The following is a 19127-nucleotide window of genomic DNA, read 5'->3' as shown; positions in this document are numbered from 1 at the left end:
ATCAGTGATTTTATATGCCCTATATTAGATCAGATATTTAAGCGAAATGGTATTACTGCTTATACTGAGCATCAAAGTATGAGGGTATTATTAGCCTGTCACCAATGTGAGTGTTCACTTTTCTTATTGGTATTCATTGGTCAAAAAGCTTCTTATTTAATCGGAATATTCAGGCCTATAGGCTTGACTCAGCATCAGCACAGTGTAGCGCAGATTTATAAAATACTAGGCATGGAGAGTTAAACAGCTGGAACCCTTATGTGCCAGCCGTCTGAAAGAATTATTTATTATCAAGCTTTTGGGAGTACACCGTGACCTGGTTGCGGCCATTTTCTTTCGATGCGTACAGCGCTTGGTCGGCGGCTTCGATCCACTGCTCATGCTTTTCAAAGGCATCAGTATACACGGCAACACCCAGGCTAACCGTTATTTTGATCTGTTGCTCATCATAGTAGATAGAGGAGTTTTCGATTAAGCAACGTAGTCGCTCAGCAAAGGTAAGTGCTCCTGGCTCATCGGTATCAAGTAAGGTAACGGCAAACTCTTCCCCGCCATAGCGTCCTGCCGTATCGGTTTCTCGCAAGGTTTTACGTAATAGGTCAGAAATGTGTCTGATCGCTTCGTCGCCACCACTGTGACCATATTCATCATTAATACGTTTAAAGTGATCAATGTCGAACATCAGCAGCGCACTTTGGCCCTGATTACGTTTTAAACGTTTAAACTCTTGTTTTAGGCTTTCTTCCCAAAAACCACGGTTATGCAGTTGAGTAAGACTGTCGGTTCGACTGATTTTTTCCAACTGCTTGTTTAAGGACTCGAGCTCCAGCTTATTTACCGCCTCATCGGTGACATCATAAATGATCACACAAATATGGCCTACGTCGCCTGTGACTGTGGTGAGGGGAATAAAAGTAGCATTTTGGTACATATAATCCGCTTTACCAGTGATGGGACGGTAGTTTTTAAAGCGAAAAATATACGGTTGCTGCTCCCAAATAGTAAATGAGCGATTTTTAAGTACAAAAACTGGTTCGGCTTTAGAGCGAAACCACTGCTCATCTATGCCAGGAAATAAGTCGAACACTTCTTTGTCTTTTACCGCGCTTGGCAGTAAACCAGAGTGGTTTTCCATAAAACCATTCCAAATACATACTTTGTAGTCGCGATCGAGCACCACCAAGCCTACATCTACGGTGTTAAACATATCCATTAACCAATGGATTTCATTCATATCAAAGTCGGCTGCTGGCATCGTTAATCATCCAATAAGTAAGCTACTTTATATTTCAAGGTTTTCAGCGAGTCCTCAGTAAACAGTAGCATTAAATCGCAGTTGATGTTGTGATCTTCTATTCCGTAGCTAATTTCTATCGCTAGAGTACGTTGCCAACGCGATTTATTCGCTTTAACTAACTCTGAGACATCAGCATGTTGCCCAAGCACTACTGGGTGGCCTTGACTGAAAGGCATATCGAGCTGTTTTGATAAACCGGTTAATATTGCACCAATCAAAATATTGCTAATGTCCATCAGAAGTTCTAACTCAACCTTGTGGTTGAGCTCACCATGGTAATTCATCAACGAGGCAATTTCTTTGAAGCTTGAATCATTCAATAATAACAATGCCTCACCGGATACTCCGCCACCAATGAAGCCCTGGCAAACGCCAGACGTGGTGGCATTGGCGTCAATCGCCTGTAAAGCCATATGCAACTCATTAACTTCCAAAACATTAACATTGGGAATAGGTAACTCGACAAAAACATTAAGTAGTCGCGCTAACAAATCTCCCGCTTGACCCATAGCAACGTTAGTGAGCTCTTGATAGATATCACGCACTTCAGGGTCTAGTTGCTCACCTAACTTATGGACTAAGCTCTCACGGATGGCTTTATCTTTTATTCCGTGATGCTCAATAATCTCAGCTAGCTTGGCGGCATCGCAAGGTTTGCGAATAAAATCAATGGCGCCCAATTCAATCACCCGCTGGTGGGCGTTAGGTTGGATATCCCCAGAGACAACCACGGTCAGCACAGACAAGCCCTGTTCATTAATGGCCTGGAGTACACCATAACCATCCATTTGCGGCATGTTGAGATCTAGAAACAGAATTTCAGGAGAGAGCGCTTTAATTTGTTCAATGCATTCAATGCCATTTTCAGCAAATTCAACCTTGATGTCCCAATCATCAGGCAGTGACCGGGCCAATTGGCGGCGGGCAAGTTTTGAATCGTCGCAGATCAGGACTAGTGTTGACATACAAGCTCTCTTTTCTATTTCCCATGCTTATCGGCACATTGATGGGAAGTTTTAGTTATAATTATGAGATAAAAGCTCAAAATTGCGACATATGTTAATAAAAGACGTCAATATTGACAATCTAAATATCGCTTAAGCTTGGTTACTCACTGTCAGTATAATACACTCAATTAAATTAAGTTAACTTCAAAAGGAATACTTTATGCTGAAAGCCCTATTGTTAGCGAGTAGTCTTATTAGTGCCTCGGCGCTTGCCTTTGACCTACCAGAGAACACTCTTGATGCAGGTAAAGTAAAAGCAGGTGGTAAAGCGGTCGTCTTACTCGGCTCTGGCGTCAGCCAAGGCCAAGCAGCACCTGACTTTAAAGTCGCTGATGGCGATTTTACTGCCGTTACTTTGGCGGATTTTGAACGTCGCGCGGTTTTAATTAGCGTGGTGCCAAGCCTAGATACCGGCACCTGTAGCTTACAAACCAAACACTTTAATGAACAAGTGGCAGACAAGTTTCCTGATGTCGCCATGCTTACCATTAGCGCCGACTTACCTTTCGCGCAAAAGCGCTTCTGCAAAGCAGAAAATATCGACAAAGTAAAAACCTTATCGGATTCGGTGTGGCATTCATTTGGCGAAAATTACGGTCTACTGATCAAAGACATGGGGTTGTTGAGCCGAGCCATTTTTGTCCTCGATAAGGACCACAGAGTGGTTTACAAACAGCTGGTAGAAAACCTTTCAAAAGAGCCTGACTATGACCCTGTAGTCAAGGCGCTAGAGCAACTCTAAGCAACCTGGCAATAAAAAAGCCAGTGACAAGTAAACTTGTAACTGGCTTTTTCTCTCTTGATAAGCTTATTTATTTAAATCAAGCATCAATTTATTAAGGCGGTTAACGAAGCCAGCTGGGTCTTTTAAGCTACCGCGCTCCGCCAACATAGCTTGGTCCAATAATACTTCCGACCACTGCGCAAATTTGTCCTCATCTTGCTCGGTGTTCAGGTGTTTAACCAGCTGGTGCTCTGGGTTTAACTCAAATACCGGCTTGGCTTCTGGCACCGCTTGACCAACCTGCTCCATAAGTTTTTGCATTTGCGAACTCATATCATGGTCGTCGGCAACAACACACGCCGGAGAATCCGTTAAACGGTGAGTAAAGCGTACTTCTTTGACTTTGTCACCTAGGACTGTTTTAACGCGTTCAATTAAGCCTTCGACTTCTTTCTCGCTTTCTTCCTGAGCTTTTTTGGTTTCTTCATCGTCCATGTCGCCAAGGTCTAAATCACCACGCGTAATGGATTGAATTTGTTTTTCTTCAAATTCAGTGAGGTGGCTCATCATCCACTCATCAACACGGTCGCTTAGCAATAATACTTCGATGCCTTTCTTGCGGAAGATTTCTAAGTGCGGTGAATTTTTCGCTGCTTCAAAGCTGTCTGCAACCACATAGTAAATCTTATCTTGGCCTTCTTTCATGCGCTCAATGTATTGCTCTAGCGAGACATTTTGAGTTGCTTCGTCTGTGTGAGTCGAGCTGAAACGCAATAGTTTAGCAATGGCGTCTTTATTGGCCATATCTTCTGCTGGGCCTTCTTTGATCACATTACCAAACTCATTCCAAAATGCTTGGTAGTCTTCAGGTTTATTTTTGCCCATGCGATCAAGCATTTTTAATACCCGTGAAGTACAGCCTTTGCGAATCGCTTGAGTGATCTTGTTATCTTGCAGAATTTCACGCGATACGTTTAACGGTAGATCATTAGAATCTAGTAAGCCTTTAACAAAGCGCAGGTAGCTTGGCATAAACTGCTCGGCGTCATCCATGATGAACACACGTTGCACGTAAAGCTTAAGACCTGATTGGCGCTCGCGATTGTATAAATCAAACGGCGCTTTTTTCGGGATATATAACAAGCTGGTGTATTCAGTCTTACCTTCTACTTTGTTGTGTGCCCAAGTCAGTGGCTCTTCCCAATCATGGCCCACATGCTTGTAGAATTCTTTGTATTCTTCTTCGCTGATCTCAGATTTGTCGCGCGTCCAAAGTGCAGTCGCTTTGTTGATGGCTTCCCACTCACCTGGTTGTGCTTCAATCTTTTCACCGTCAGGCCCTTCAGACTCAGGGACTGGCTCTTTGTATAGTTCAACCGGAATGGAGATGTGATCTGAATACTTAGTCACAATACCGCGCAGACGGTAAGACTCTAAAAACTCTGTTTCGTCATCACGAAGGTGTAGCGTGATTTCAGTACCGCGCTCAGGCTTGTCGATGTCGGCGATGGTGAACTCGCCTTCGCCTTGTGATTCCCACTCAATGGCGTGTTTTTCACCCGCTTTACGAGTACGAACAGTGACTTTGTCTGCCACGATAAATGCAGAATAAAAACCCACACCAAACTGGCCAATAAGCTGTGAATCTTTGGCCTGATCGCCGGTTAAGTTTTTGAAAAACTCAGCCGTGCCCGACTTTGCAATGGTGCCCAGTGAGCTTATCACCTCATCGCGCGTCATGCCGATACCATTATCAGCGATGGTCACAGTTTTAGCGTCTTTATCAACGCTGATACGTACACGTAAATCGGCGTCACCTTCATAAAGGTCACCGTTTTGCAGTGCTAGATAACGTAGTTTGTCGGCCGCATCGGATGCGTTAGATACCAATTCGCGTAAAAAGATCTCTTTGTTTGAGTACAAAGAGTGGATCATTAGGTTTAATAGTTGTTTGACTTCTGTTTGAAAGCCTAATGTTTCTTTTTGAGCTGCGGACATTGTTCTCTCCAATATAAGCAATTAGTGCAGTTTGTATAAACAAAACCTGAATATGCTTGCTATATGGGGGAGAGAGAAAAAGGATTCAAGAGGGACAGTGCTAATTTTTTAACAATTCGCTCTACTTTAGTTTAGTTAAGTAGAGCGAAGCCATGAAATGGGCTTAAGACAACTTTTTACGGCCGCTAAAGGCATGCATCAATGTCATGCCGTCGACTAAGTCCAGTTCACCCCCCACTGGCATGCCATGAGCAATACGCGAAGCATCGACTTGGTATTTATCACATAGTTCAGAAATGTAGTGAGCAGTCGCTTCGCCTTCAACTGTTGGATTAGTTGCCAGTATCACTTCTTTTATCTTACCGGCACTGAGTTTGTGCTCTAAAATATCTAAGCCAATTTCATTGGGGCCAATGCCATCTAAAGGAGAAAGATGCCCCATCAGCACAAAATACAAGCCGTTGTACTGTCCGGTTTGTTCAATGGCAAGGACATCGGTGGGCGATTCAACCACACACAATAGCCCAGTGTCTTGACGCTTTACACTCTGGCATGTATCACAGGTTTCTACTTCGCTAAACGTCCGGCAACTGCTGCAATGCCCCACGGCTTGCATCGCGTGTGACAAACATTGTCCTAATTGACTGCCGCCGTCTCTATCACGTTCAAGTAAATGAAAAGCGATCCGTTGCGCCGATTTAGGCCCAATACCAGGCAAGCAGCGTAACGCTTCGATTAGCGCAGTTAAACTTGGAGATAATTGCATAAAGTTACTTCTATTACTGGCATCGACTGAGCACCTATTTCAGATTATGGCGAAATAATAAGGGATCTTTGCGCTGAATAAAAGCCCGGTGTATTTGCCAACTCTACACTCGCTGCAAGCTATAGCCTGAACCATTTACCATTCATTCACCGTAAAAAGTTGAGTTAGTACCTAATTAATTCAAGAATCAGAAACCATGAGCAAGATTACCTTGCCGTAGATGATTGACGATATCGATAACTAGAGAAAAGTAATGAAAAAAACAATAATAGCAAGTTCATTAGCAGCCTTGATATTAAGCGGTTGCAGTGAACCAAGTATTAATAACAAGAGTAGTGAAGTTGAAAACGTTGCGGCTAAAGCAGATAGCCCACAAGCAGAACTGGGCACTTTTGGAGTTGACCTTTCTGCTCGCGATGAAAGTGTTAAGCCTGGCGACGACTTTTTTATGTATGCCAGTGGTACTTGGTACGAAAACTATAAAATGCCAGCGGATAAAACACGATTTGGTGCTTTCTCAGCATTAGCTGAGCGCAGCGAGGAACAGGTTAAAACTATCGTTGAAGAAATCGCTAATGCTAAAGACCTAAATGAAGAGCAGCAGCTTATTGCTGATTTCTATAATGCCTATATGGACGTTGAAAGATTAAATAAATTAGGCACCAAACCCATCGAGCCACTGCTACAAGAAATCGATGCCATTACAGATACTGATGGCCTAACAAAAGTATTCGGAGAATCTTGGCTCACCGGTGTTAAGTCGCCAATTGGCGGTGGAATGTGGTTCAACCGTTTAGACCCGAATAAATACGAAATGTCTATGGGGGCTGGTGGATTAGGCCTTCCTGACCGTTCATTTTACTTAGAAGATGCTGAGCGTTTTGTAAAAACCCGTGCAGAGTATGTTCAGCACATTGCTGACATGCTAAAAATTATCGGCAAAGATAAGGCTATGGAGCGTGCAGAATCCATTTTGGCACTTGAAACTAAAATGGCTGCAGGCCATTGGCCACGAGAAAAGCGAAGAAACCGAGATCTAACCTTAAATCAAATCAAACGTGAAAACTTAGATACTCAATACCCCGGCTTTAATTGGGATTTATACTTCCAACAAACGGGTTACAAAGTCCCACAACTAAATATGGCGCAACCTGAGCCGATCAGAGCAATGATTAAGCTCATTAACTCTGAAGACATAAACGTTTGGAAAGATTACTTGGCATACCATGCCCTAAGTGGTAACGCTTCATTGTTATCAGAAGACGTTTTTAACACTAACTTTGCTTTTTATGGTAAGCACTTAAGTGGACAGCAACAACCTCGCGATCGTTGGAAACGCGCAATAAGTGCTATGTCAGGTACTCAGTCTCTAGGTTTCGCTATCGGTAAAGTGTATGTAGATCGCTACTTCCCTGAGTCTTCAAAGCAACAGATGTCTGAGCTGGTAGAGAATTTACGTAAAGCTTTAGGCGAAAGAATTGACAACCTAGATTGGATGGGAGAAGAAACTAAGGTCAATGCGCAAGAGAAACTTGCGGCTTTCACTCCTAAAATTGGTTATCCTGATGAGTGGCAGTCATTTGCTGGCTTAACATTAACTGATGATGATTTAATGTCTAATGTTAAGAATTTAAGAACGTTTTTCCGCAATGAAAGTGTTGCCAAAGAGCTAGAAAAAACCGATCGTAACCGCTGGGGAATGACACCACAACGTGTGAATGCTTATTACAATAGCTCATTTAATGAAATCGTGTTCCCTGCCGCAATTTTACAACCTCCATTTTTCGATCCAAATGCGGATCCTGCCGTCAACTACGGTGGTATTGGTGCCGTGATAGGCCATGAAATGGGACACGGGTTTGATGACCAAGGCTCGAAGTCAGACGCCTCTGGTGTTCAACGTAATTGGTGGAGTGATGCCGACCGCGCTGCATTTGAAGAAAAAGCAGATAAACTTGCGGCTCAATACAGTCAATATGAACCAATCGAAGGTAACTTTGTTAATGGCCGCAACAGCTTAGGTGAAAACATTGGTGATGTCGGTGGCTTGGCTATGGCTTATCATGCCTACAAGTTAAGCTTAGGTGGCAAAGAAGCACCAATTATTGACGGCCTTACCGGTGACCAACGCTTTTTCTTAGCATGGGCGCAAGTATGGAAAGAAAAACGTACCGAACAAAGTATGCTCAATCAGCTTCGTGCTGGTACCCACGCTCCTGGTCGATATAGAGCTTTAGCACCACGTAACCACGATGCTTGGTACAAAGCGTTCGATGTTAAGCCTGGAGATAAGTTGTACTTAGCACCTGAAGACCGCGTTCGTATTTGGTAACCGTTGCTAATTGCCCCATGATTTTATTGCCATGGTGAGATTAGCGCGAACTAACCACTGTTAGTGCTAATTAATTGTTTGCACTATCATTATTCAAGCTAGAGCAACGCTAACCTAATAGCACGTCAACTATTATTAGGCGCAGCAAAATCAATGCGCTTATAACTGCGCCTAACACCATAGTTAGGCGCAGCTGCCAAAATAAATACACAGCCACTGTCACACTATTCAGCTTCAGATCCTAGCTTTTTAACGAACAAAAATAAAAATCACTCTCATTAGAATGATCTTAATTAAACAAGTAACAGTATTACTATACGGTTTTTTTACTTAATAATGTTTGAAGTAACCACTGAGGATTACGTTTTGAAGTTTACATTAACCTGTATAGCTGCTGCACTAACAGTCAGCCAACCTGCTTTAGCCAACTCAGAAGACATAGAGAAGATTACCGTTGAAGGCCAATATTTATCTATCAACAAGTCCAATTCAGTTAAAACCCCTACCCCTATTATTGATGTGCCACAAAGCTTATCTATTATGACCGCAGAAGAAATTACCCAGCGCGGCATTACCAGCATTGGCGCCATTGTTGACTATATCCCAGGCATAAATAACTCTCAGGGTGAAGGCCATCGTGATGCTGTGGTATTTCGTGGTGTCCGCTCTACCGCCGATTTCTACATCGATGGTAATCGTGACGATGTGCAGTATTACCGTGCTTTGTACAATGTTGAGCAAGTAGAGGTATTACGGGGCCCGAATGCGCTATTATTTGGTCGCGGTGGTACTGGCGGGATAATTAATCGTGTATCAAAAAAAGCCCAGTTAGATACTCAATTCGTCGGCTTTAATACTTCTGTTGATAGCTTTGCTGGCGTTAACGGTCAAGTCGACATCAACACCATGACCTCACAAAACTCGGCATTACGAGTGAATGCCATGTATCAGCAAATAGAGGGAGACAGAGACTTTTACGACGGTGAGCGCTTGGGTGTGAACCCTACCATGCACTTCGAACTCAACGACACCACCTTGCTCGACCTGAGTTATGAATACATCAACCATGAACGCTTCATCGACCGCGGTATCCCTACGGCTGAAAATGGTCGCCCCGTGGTGGCATTAAATAATATTGTTTTTGCCGATCCGCAGAACAATTATCATGAATTAGATGCCCACACTTTGCGCGCCAACCTTAGCCATCAGTTCAGCGATAACATCAAGGGTAATCTCAATGCCTTTTATGGTGACTACGATAAAGTGTATGCTAACTTTTATGCCAGCGATTACGACCCAGTAAGCAACATTGTCGAGTTAGATGGTTATATTGATGAAACCGTACGTGACAACTTCATCCTCTCAGGTAACCTCATTGCAGAATTACAAACAGGCGATATAGAACATACTATTATTGTCGGCAGTGAATGGATCCAAACTAACTCAAACCAAAACCGCTTTAACCCGGTGTTCAGTACCACAAACTCCGATAAAGAGCGCTTCAATGTTGCGCGACCACTCGACTTTAACGCTTTTGCAGGAACCAATGCAGATGGGGTGGCATTTACCACAGGCTTTAGCGATTTAAATGATGACACCCGCGTCAACCTCGATGTCTTCTCTTTTTATCTGCAAGATGAAATTGCCATCACCGAACAATTTGATATTGTCTTAGGCGCGCGCTTCGATAGCTTTGATATCGAGGTATTCAATGCCATGCCCACGGTGCTTGAAACCCGCAGCCGCAAAGATGAAGAAATCTCTCCCCGTGCTGGGCTTATCTTCCAACCGATGGAAAACGTCTCCGTTTATGCCAGCTACAGTGAGTCCTTCTTGCCACGAAGCGGTGAGCAATATGCCAATATCAATGGCAATAATAATCAGCTAGACCCAGACACTTACTCCAACCAAGAAATAGGGTTGAAGTGGGACTTTGACTCTGGCCTGAACTTTACCGCCGCCCTATTTGAAAATGAGCAAAGTTCACCGCAGGTTGCCGATAACGACCCCGAAACCCTGGATGTGATCGACTCAGAGATTTCAGGTGTTGAGATGCAATTAGCCGGCACCATTAGCGATGACTGGCACCTTTCTGTTAACTACAGCTATTTAGAGGGTGAAATTGTTGACCGCAATGGGCCTACCGGAAGAACGCCCCGAGAGTTACCTGAAAACACCTTCTCGGTGTGGACCAATTACCAGATAAATGCCGTGTTTGGTGTTGGTCTAGGTGCTACCTACCAAGGCCAAAGCTATATTGATAATGGCAACAAGGCTATATTGCCGAGCTACACGCGTTTCGATGCTGGGGCTTATTACGACGTCTCAAACGACTTACGAGTGCAGTTAAATATTCAAAACCTAACCGATAAGCTCTACTTCCCCAGCGCCCACTCTACGCACCAAGCAAGCGTAGGTGAGCCGCTCCATGCCAAGCTATCCTTGATTGGTCGTTTTTAGGGAGTTAATAGGCAAAAAAATAGCGCCTTAAAGGCGCTATTTTTATAATGCTTTTATTAAAACGGCATCTTCATACCTGGTGGCATTTGCATTCCACCGGTTACTTCAGACATACGCTTTTGCGTTTCTTCACCAACGCGACGCACGGCATCGTTAACCGCAGCTGCGAGTAGGTCTTCGATCATGTCTTTGTCGTCTTCCATTAAGCTTTCGTCGATATCAACGCGCTTAACATTGTGACTGCCTAGCATAGTTACTTTCACTAAGCCTGCACCCGCTTCGCCAGTCACTTCTAGTGTTTTAATTTCTTCTTGGGCTTTTTCCATGCGCTCTTGCATTTGCTGCGCTTGCTTCATGATGTTGCCCATTCCGCCTTTAAACATACTTTGCTCTCTTGTACTTCAATAGGGTTTATAAGATAAAAGATAAGGGCTAAAGCCCGTAATTACAATGCTTGAACGCTATTTTCATCTAACGTTGCGTCAAATTCTTGCACAAATGCACTGACCAAGGGGTCTCTTTGCATGGCGCTTTTCGCCTGTGCTAGGCGATGTTGATCTAATTGCTGCTGCACAATAAAAGGCGTATGTTGCAAGCCATCGCTATAGCTAATAACTAATTCAATGGCTTGCCCCAATAACTGGGATAAACTCTCGGTGAGTTTTTGTCGCAGCGCCTGCGAGTCCAGATGTTGTTGGTTGCTATCTACTTGCAACGAAACCTTGGAACCGTTTTGGCTAAAAATACTGTGCAGCGCATACTGACGAATTCGCCCGCCCAATTGCATTTGTTCAATCATACTCGCCCAATCATCTTGTTGATGGGCAAATTTAATCTCGCTGATGGGACTGACGAAATTTTCCGGAGCTGGTATTTCTACCTCGTTACCCTCTGTATCCGAGGTGGTCGGCTCTGGTGATAATTGCTCTAATAGCTCAGGAGCTAAATTTTCCGTGATCGGTTTGTGGCGTTCTTGAAACGCGGCTTTTTTCTCCGGGCGAGGACGCGGCGGCACCGGCTCTGGCGCTACGGCAGGTTGCTCGTTGGGCTGCTCAAACGCAGTGGTGCTAGCCGTTTCGGTTGGCGCCTCAGGCGCCTCAGACTTTTTTACCTCGCCATTTGCCCCCACCAATTTGCCAGCCCCAGAGATATTACGATTCTTTAATATTCGTGCTATCGCAGACTGTGCCTGAGAGTGCTGCTCAGAAACGTTGCCGGCTTGCTGTTGTGGTGCTGAATCATCCGCAGCTGCTGACACTGTATCTGATTGCGGTTGAGGTTGCGATTCACTGGCTACAAAGTGATTAGCGGCATCAGGCGTAAAGCCTTGCTCAGCAGCCTGTGACATCACTTGGTCATATTGCTGGGCAATGTCTGTTTCCATTGCCTCAGTTACTGGTGGCGGGCTACTTTGCAGCTCTTGTTTCGGCGCTTGCTGCGGTGTCTCAGTGGTAGTGCTTTGCTCTGCTGGCGCAGAAGGTGGCGTGGTATTCGCAATCTCACCTTTGCTCACAGCCGCTGGCTCTTGAGGCTCTGCGGTTGCTGCGGTGGGCTTTTTTAATAGCTCACGTAAACCGCCAACCTTGTCATCCTTTTGCGGTGAGGGGGCACTGGACACAGGCACAGCCGCAGAGTGATCATCGCGCTCGAATGCTAATAGTCGCAACATGATCATTTCAAAGCCTAATTTCGGCTCAGGTGCCCACTTTAAATCTTTTTTGCCATTTAATAGCAATTGATACAGCAATTGCCCCTGCTGTGGTGACATTTGCTGAGCAAACAACTCAATATCGTTACTATCAAAGTTCGATATCTTGGCCGCACTCGTTACCAGCTGGGTCAGTTGAACTGCATGTAATAGCGCAATCATATCGTCTAACACACTGACAAAGTTACCATTTTGTAGAGCAATTTTGTCAACAGCTTGCATCAAGGCTTCACCATCATGACACAAGATGGCCGAGAGCAAGATAACCGCATGGGCGCTATCCATTAACCCTAGCATTGACTGCACCGCCGCAAGAGTAAGATTACTATTGGTTTGAGCAATCGCTTGATCGGTTAAGCTCAGGGCATCTCGCATACTACCATCGGCGGCTTTGGCCAAGGTTTGCAAGGCCACGGGATCAAAACTGACTTGCTCTTGTGGTAATACCTTCTGCAGCTGCTCGACAATTTGGTCTTGCGTCATGGCATTAAGGTTAAATTGCAAACAGCGGGATAAAATAGTCACTGGCAGCTTTTGCGGATCGGTGGTGGCCAGTAGAAACTTAACGTGTTGTGGCGGCTCTTCTAAGGTTTTCAGCAAGGCATTAAAGCTATGCTTTGATAACATGTGTACTTCGTCTATCAAGTAGACTTTGTAGCGCCCACGAGTTGGGGCGTATTGCACGTTATCCAAAATTTCTCGGGTGTCTTCCACTTTGGTGCGAGACGCCGCATCAATTTCAATTAGGTCAATAAATTTGCCTGCTTCAATTTCACTGCAGGCACTGCACTGACCACAAGGGGTGGATGTCACCCCCTGCTCACAGTTGAGGCTTTTCGAAAAGATCCTGGCAATGGTGGTTTTGCCCACGCCACGCGTCCCAGTAAATAAGTAAGCGTGATGCAAACGTTGTTCATTAAGCGCATTAACCAGCGCCTGTTTAACGTGCTCTTGCCCCATTAACTGGTGAAAGTTTTGTGGTCGCCATTTTCTTGCCAGAACCTGATAGCTCATGCTTATTCGCCTTCGAACTCAACTAGTGACAGAATTTCAATGCCTAAGTCTTTTACTTTTTGCTCGCCACCAAGACCTGGCAATGAAATAACAAACGCCGCGTCTGTGGCTTCACCACCTAGGCGCTTAACCAGTGCCGCGGTTGCTTCAATGGTACCACCTGTGGCCAACAAGTCATCCACTAACAGCACTTTATCACCGGCCGCAATAGCGTCTGCGTGCAGCTCTAAAGTGTCTTGCCCATACTCGAGTTCGTATGACTGGCTGATCACCTCTCGTGGTAATTTGCCCGGTTTACGCACTGGAATAAAAGGAATGCCTAGCTCGTATGCCAATGGCGCGCCAAAGATAAAACCGCGAGACTCAGTACCAATAATTTTAGTAAAGCCTGCGTCTTTGTAGGCCGCTACAAAGGCATCAATGGTTGCTTTAAAAGCCTCTGGGTTGGCTAGCAATGATGTTACATCGCGGAACATAATACCTGGCTTTGGGTAGTCTGGAACAGTGGCAATACTGTCTTTGATTAATGACATGTTCGCTGTCGTCATAATGATAAGCTTTAATTTATTTACAAAAGAGTGAGATTATAACAATTTTCTCGGTAGTTGAAACCGACAGAGTAAGATTGCCTACCCTGATGTCGAAAAACAGCGCAATAAAAACACAAAAGGCTGCATAATGCAGCCTCTATTGGATACCAGTTGAATTAACTGGGGTGATCGGGTTTACACGATCGCCGTTGCCCAACCAAGAATGGCATTTAAACAGCCAATCCCTGCAAAAACAGCAACAAAAGCCAAAAAGTACTTGGCATTAAACGGATCTTTAAAATCACCTTGAGACATAATACTACCTTTAATTAAGACTCACCCTGGCGCCCCAGTGATGAGTTAGCACGACAAAAATCAGGCGGTATAATAATCGATGTTGCACTTGGCTTAAAGTACTTTTGCCACCAAAATGCCGCGGCTAGCAAACTCAGTTAAGGTCTGCTCTGCCCCTTGCTGTAATTGCTCCACGCTAAACTGCGGAGCTTGCTCTTGGATGTCAGCAACCAGCTCCGCTAAGGTAATGCCAGGGTTGCTGTCAATTAAGGATAATAACAAGGCCGTCATTGGGTTTAAGGCAATAAACTGCACTTCATCCTCGGCGTCACGATACAAGGCAAAACTATAGGTTTCACCGCTGCAAGATTGTGGTTGATGGTCAGCAGTAATTTGGTGAACTGGATATTGGTAGTGCCCTAAACGCACCGTACTGGCCAGTTGTAAAGCGGCAGAACTTAGGTTTTCGGCCTCTAATACCTGCTCATCAGGGCTTTCTTTGGTGGTCGCCACATCGAGCTCAAGCCATTCATAATGGGCAAGCTCCAGCAAAAAACTGGGATCCTCTGGCTGGGGTTGATATTCAGTTTGTAAATACAGCAAAAATTCTTTGCTAATATCTAAAAAATGGGGGCTTTGACAGTCGTGAACCACAAAAAACTGCCGGACCAACTGCAGCCATGCAGCGTCACTGTATACGCTTTTAAGTACTGGAAATGCGCTACTGACAAAGCCTTCAATGTTATTAAAAAACAGCTCTTGATAGATCTTTAAACGACGCGGTTCAATACCAGTGGGGGCTGGCTGGTTTTCTGGGTCACGAATATGGGCCATAAACGCTTGTTGGGTTTCGATAAACGACATCATTGTGACCGCACTGTGGATGGCTTAACTTGTTTTTGCAAATCGACTATCTGCTGCGCTTCATGCATTAACTCAGCGAGCGGCGGAATATTAAAGTCGCGCTCAAGTAAGGTAGGAAATAGACCATGGAGCTCATAAGCTCGTTGCAATAATTGCCATACAGGGGCGCACACGTCTGCTCCATGGGTGTCAACAAGTAAGTCTTCCGCCTCAACGTAATGTCCGGCAATATGGCCGTAAGCAATACGTTCTGTGGGCATGGCTGCCAAAAATTGCTCCGCGCTGTAACCATGGTTAGTGGCATTTACGTAGATGTTATTGACGTCTAGCAGCAGATCGCAATCCGCTTCTTCAAGCACCGCTAAGGTAAAATCGAGCTCTGACATTTGTTGTCCAGGAGCGGCATAATAAGACACATTTTCTACTGCAATGCGCCGCTCTAGTCGGTCTTGTACTTCACGAATACGCTTTGCCGTATGCTGTACCGCCTCTTCTGTAAAGGGGATGGGCATTAAATCGTACATGTGACCGCTGCCCGAGCAGTAGCTTAAATGCTCACTGTAAATGGCCACTTGATGTTGATTAAAAAAGGCTTTTAATTGCTTAATAAAGTCAACATCTAGCGGCGCTGGCGCCCCTAGAGATAGCGATAAGCCATGACAAATCAAGGTGTGGTTGTCACTGATTTGCGCTAATTGCCGCGCTAGCTTACCACCAAACTTTATCCAATTTTCGGGGGCGACTTCATAAAAATCGACTTGCTTTGGCGGGCTGCTCAAAATGTCATCTAGCATTTCACGGCGCAGACCCAAGCCAAGGTTACCTATTTCGTTGCTCATTACTCTCTCAGTTACGGCTGGAATAGCAATAAATGCGTGCACTTACACGCATTTATGATAAAGCTCAATAGCATCACTACCGAGCCGGTAAAGCTTAGTGGTTGCCACCGCACTTGCCTTCGCCACATTTACCTTCTTTTTTGCCTTTGGCATGGCCACCGCACTTGCCTTCGCCGCATTTACCTTCTTTTTTGCCTTTGGCGTCGCCACCGCATTTGCCTTCGCCGCATTTACCTTCTTTTTTGCCTTTGGCATGGCCACCGCATTTGCCTTCGCCACATTTACCTTCTTTTTTGCCTTTGGCGTCGCCACCGCACTTACCTTCGCCACACTTCCCTTCTTTTTTACCTTTGGCATCGCCGCCGCATTTGCCTTCGCCACATTTACCTTCTTTTTTGCCTTTGCCGTCGCCACCGCATTTGCCTTCGCCACATTTACCTTCACCAGCATCAAGCTGATAACCTGCTGTCATGGTCTCAAATGAAAAAGGGTTGGCGTTTGCGTCTGTTGCAGTTAAGCCGGCAGTACCAGCAACAACCGCACTTAATGTTAAAGCAATTGAATTATTCTTGACGGTATTCATGTTTCTTTCTCTCAAAATGGTTATCGGTTCTATTAGAAGACCTTGAGGTGCCATAAATTATTTCACTATCGTCGCAAAAAATGACAACGTCTGCCAGTCATTCACTTTTTGCAACCAGAGCAAAAAGACAAAACAGTGACTTCACTACCTAGTTTCGCTAAAATAGCGCGCTTTTCTTAACACAGTTTAGCCTAGTATCTGCCATTTGTCATGGTCAGTGCAGCACTCGATATTTTACCAGGCACAGGAAATAACATGAAACTCGTTCTCGCCCCAATGGAAGGTGTGGTTGACTATAAAATGCGTGAGCTATTAACCGACATTGGTGGCTTTGATTTATGCGTAACTGAGTTTATCCGCGTCGTCGACCTGACGTTTCCGCGCCGAGTATTTACCCGTTATTGCCCAGAGTTATTTAATGGCGGCTATACTCGCGCGGGTACTCCTGTGCGTATCCAACTGCTAGGTCAAGTGCCTCACGCCTTGGCCGCCAATGCCAGAAAAGCCGTCAAACTGGGTTCACATGGCATTGATTTAAATTTTGGTTGTCCGGCAAAAACCGTTAATAAAAGTCGCGGTGGTGCGGTATTATTAAAAGAACCAGAGCAAATTTACCACATTATTAAAGCGGTACGAGAAGCCGTACCTGCAGAGCACCCTGTGAGTGCGAAGATCCGCTTAGGCTTTGATGATGATGCCAATAGCACTGAGATTGTCGACGCCGTGCAACAAGGAGGCGCATCCAGCCTAGCCATTCACGCTAGAACCAAGCGCGACGGTTACCGGCCGCCAGCCTATTGGGAAAAGATCCCAGCTCTTTTAAGCCGATTAACCATCCCTGTGGTTGCCAATGGCGAGATCTGGCAGGTTGAAGATGCCATGCGCTGCCAGCAAGTGAGTCAGTGCCAAGACCTAATGCTAGGTCGAGGGGCCCTCGCCATGCCTGACTTAGCGGCAAAAATAAAAGCCTATATACAGGGTCGTGATTATCAACCATTAACTTGGGGGCACGTTGTCCATCACATTGTTAATTCATCCATGCATGACGACGACAACATGAGTGAAAAGTACTTTTCTTCCAGAACCAAGCAATGGTTAGGTTACCTAAAATTACAGTACCCAGAAGCACACACGTTATTTGACGAGATTAAGCGCCTAAAGGGCAAGCAAGACGTCATTACGGTGCTGAACAAATACGCAAAGTCTCCTGTTCTTGATTCAAATCATAACAGCCAATAGCGAGTGAAAACATAATGGGGCTCTAGAGGAGAGCGCCATGAATGAAAATACACCAACACGTTATCAGCAGAGTTTACTCACCGAGTTAAACCAACTGCGCAACGACTTTTTGGGGGAGTTAAAAGCTTCACCTAATGAGTTTACTCATAATCTTGCCAATATCCTTGAAATAAACCCACCTAACAAGTGGCTTGATATTGTCATGGAAAAAATCAACCCTGAGCAATTTCCACAGTACGATCGTTTAATGAAAGTTGAAGCGGCTTTGTGTCAAATGGACATTGGCCAGTTTGGTTACTGCTGTGATTGTGAGCAGGCCATTGAGCCTGAGCTACTTGAGCAAGACCCAGCAGCTCAGCGGTGTGGTGGTTGCCATGCTAAACTCGCTAAAAACTAGCCAGTATAAGCAGCAAATATGGTGGCCGGGAAGTAAATAATATTATTGACCAGTTGTTGCGCTTGTTGTTCATTCAGCGCTAGTCTTGAGTTAAGCGCAACAACAGCTTGCTTGGTCGACCAACCTTGAACATGTATACCAATGTCAATTTCCATCAAAACCCGTAACAGCGATTCATACTGCTGCAGTTGTTGCTGACATGACCCTACTGTGGCGGGAATATTAATAAAGCCATCGCGCCAGTTAAGCCCGCCTACCTGAGCACAATCCGGCCCTAATAATGTCAATATTGCCGGTTCATTCAAGCTCAACGTGAGCTCGCCTAATTGTCTTATTGGCTCAAGCTCAGAGCCGCTTGCTAATTGCGCTAACACCTGGTTTGGCGACGCCTGAATATTCCCGTAAAAATTAAGTTTCGATTGATACCACTCTTTGCCATTAGGCAATTGTTGCAGGCCTGGCATTGCTCGCGGTTTGTAACTGCTAAGGTAGTTATTTAGTGCTGTAAATGCCGCACTATTGTTATCACTTTGCGCCAACTGCTCTGTGATCAGTCTAAGGTCTATGCGACTCAGCTTAATTTTACTCTCAAGCCCCGCTTCTAGCCTTGCTTTTACCAGCGTTAACCACTCTTCTACTTGAGCCGGTGTAGTATGGTTAGTTAAGTTTTTTAATACTGGGAGGTGCGCAGGCCAAAGTAAAAAACGCTCGGGGTAGCGCTCTTGAATTTTTAAATAATTAAGCTCTTTTTGCGCCGTGGCATCGGGGTTAGACAATTGGCTATTTAGTAGCTCATGACGGCGTGCTAAATACGCTTCGCTAAAAGGTAACCTAGCTAGGCTAGTTGACGCTGTGTTAGCAGACGCTGTGTTAGCAGACGCTGTGTTAGTAGAAGCAGTTGACTGGAGCGCCACATTAAGCTGTTGCAACTGCTGTTGTAACTGTTGTTGTGTAAGTATAGTGGTTTTACTATCCGTGCAGCCAACTAAAAAGCTTAAAAAAAGTAGAAGTAAAAAAGGTATGTGTGGTTTCGACATCATTTTGCTTGTCATTCCAGAATCAAAAAAGCCCCTTG

Annotated in this window: 17 protein-coding genes; 6 read left to right on the top strand and 11 right to left on the bottom strand. The window is 44.9% G+C overall.

All coding sequences use genetic code 11. From position 1 onward, the window contains the following. Positions 1–243: hypothetical protein (locus ACNKW2_RS06670; protein WP_419147851.1), on the top strand; the 243-nt coding region annotated here is incomplete at its 5' end. Between the two features lie 37 nt (positions 244–280). Here the strand turns inward: ACNKW2_RS06670 and ACNKW2_RS06665 are convergent. Next, entirely contained in the window at positions 281–1255 is a 975-nt protein-coding gene (locus tag ACNKW2_RS06665) for a sensor domain-containing diguanylate cyclase (protein ID WP_419147850.1), read from the bottom strand. Positions 1256–1257: 2 nt separating this feature from the next. Beyond that, positions 1258–2262 carry a response regulator gene (locus ACNKW2_RS06660; protein ID WP_419147849.1) on the bottom strand — a complete coding sequence of 335 codons (1005 nt, stop codon included), beginning with the start codon at positions 2260–2262 and terminating at the stop codon, positions 1258–1260. A gap of 202 nt (positions 2263–2464) precedes the next feature. Here ACNKW2_RS06660 and tpx point away from each other — a divergent pair, with 202 nt between their 5' ends. Next, entirely contained in the window at positions 2465–3046 is a 582-nt protein-coding gene (tpx, locus tag ACNKW2_RS06655; RefSeq protein WP_419147848.1) for a thiol peroxidase, read from the top strand. A 66-nt stretch (positions 3047–3112) separates the two neighbouring features. On the opposite strand, the gene htpG is transcribed toward tpx, so the two are convergent. After that, positions 3113–5026: a molecular chaperone HtpG gene (gene htpG / locus ACNKW2_RS06650; protein WP_419147847.1), complete on the bottom strand. Its 1914-nt coding sequence runs from the start codon at positions 5024–5026 to the stop codon at positions 3113–3115. 163 nt (positions 5027–5189) lie between these two features. Continuing rightward, positions 5190–5792, bottom strand: coding sequence for a recombination mediator RecR (recR, locus tag ACNKW2_RS06645; protein WP_419147846.1), 603 nt, complete (start codon positions 5790–5792; stop codon positions 5190–5192). A 253-nt stretch (positions 5793–6045) separates the two neighbouring features. Between recR and ACNKW2_RS06640 the strand changes: the two genes are divergently transcribed. Then, positions 6046–8124, top strand: a complete 2079-nt coding sequence (locus ACNKW2_RS06640; RefSeq protein ID WP_419147845.1) for a M13 family metallopeptidase — start codon at positions 6046–6048, stop codon at positions 8122–8124. Between the two features lie 366 nt (positions 8125–8490). After that, a complete protein-coding gene (locus tag ACNKW2_RS06635; RefSeq protein ID WP_419147844.1) occupies positions 8491–10584 on the top strand; it encodes a TonB-dependent receptor in 2094 nt (697 codons plus the stop codon). Between the two features lie 56 nt (positions 10585–10640). Here the strand turns inward: ACNKW2_RS06635 and ACNKW2_RS06630 are convergent, their stop codons facing one another. The 6 genes from ACNKW2_RS06630 to ACNKW2_RS06605 form a co-directional block, all read right to left on the bottom strand. Then, positions 10641–10967 (bottom strand): YbaB/EbfC family nucleoid-associated protein, encoded by a 327-nt coding sequence (locus ACNKW2_RS06630; protein ID WP_336565831.1) that lies wholly within the window; start codon positions 10965–10967, stop codon positions 10641–10643. A 62-nt stretch (positions 10968–11029) separates the two neighbouring features. After that, a complete protein-coding gene (gene dnaX, locus ACNKW2_RS06625) occupies positions 11030–13306 on the bottom strand; it encodes a DNA polymerase III subunit gamma/tau (protein ID WP_419147843.1) in 2277 nt (758 codons plus the stop codon). Between the two features lie 2 nt (positions 13307–13308). After that, complete coding sequence (gene apt, locus ACNKW2_RS06620) at positions 13309–13854, bottom strand: adenine phosphoribosyltransferase (RefSeq protein WP_419147842.1); 546 nt, start codon at positions 13852–13854, stop codon at positions 13309–13311. 390 nt (positions 13855–14244) lie between these two features. Then, positions 14245–14994 (bottom strand): HvfC family RiPP maturation protein, encoded by a 750-nt coding sequence (locus ACNKW2_RS06615; protein WP_419147856.1) that lies wholly within the window; start codon positions 14992–14994, stop codon positions 14245–14247. Beyond that, on the bottom strand, positions 14994–15833 hold the full coding sequence (locus ACNKW2_RS06610) for an HvfB family MNIO-type RiPP peptide maturase (RefSeq protein WP_419147841.1): 840 nt from the start codon (positions 15831–15833) through the stop codon (positions 14994–14996). Before ACNKW2_RS06610 ends, ACNKW2_RS06615 begins: the two co-directional genes overlap by 1 nt. A 94-nt stretch (positions 15834–15927) precedes the next feature. Next, positions 15928–16416 carry an HvfA family oxazolone/thioamide-modified RiPP metallophore gene (locus ACNKW2_RS06605; RefSeq protein ID WP_419147840.1) on the bottom strand — a complete coding sequence of 163 codons (489 nt, stop codon included), beginning with the start codon at positions 16414–16416 and terminating at the stop codon, positions 15928–15930. A 255-nt stretch (positions 16417–16671) separates the two neighbouring features. On the opposite strand from ACNKW2_RS06605, the gene ACNKW2_RS06600 reads away from it, so the two are divergent. Then, on the top strand, positions 16672–17655 hold the full coding sequence (locus ACNKW2_RS06600) for a tRNA-dihydrouridine synthase (RefSeq protein WP_419147839.1): 984 nt from the start codon (positions 16672–16674) through the stop codon (positions 17653–17655). A gap of 37 nt (positions 17656–17692) precedes the next feature. Then, the gene (locus ACNKW2_RS06595) at positions 17693–18052 is read left to right on the top strand and encodes a conjugal transfer protein TraR (RefSeq protein WP_419147838.1); all 360 of its coding nucleotides are present in this window, start codon (positions 17693–17695) and stop codon (positions 18050–18052) included. On the opposite strand, the gene ACNKW2_RS06590 is transcribed toward ACNKW2_RS06595, so the two are convergent. After that, positions 18049–19092, bottom strand: a complete 1044-nt coding sequence (locus tag ACNKW2_RS06590) for a hypothetical protein (RefSeq protein WP_419147837.1) — start codon at positions 19090–19092, stop codon at positions 18049–18051. The two genes, ACNKW2_RS06595 and ACNKW2_RS06590, sit on opposite strands and share 4 nt — an antisense overlap. Positions 19093–19127 lie beyond the last annotated feature (35 nt).

Origin of the sequence: Pseudoalteromonas 'SMAR', from assembly GCF_048515945.1 — a bacterium.
Lineage (GTDB): Bacteria > Pseudomonadota > Gammaproteobacteria > Enterobacterales > Alteromonadaceae > Pseudoalteromonas.
The sequence above is the reverse complement of the archived record's forward strand: the minus strand, read 5'-3'. Positions and strand labels throughout refer to the sequence as shown.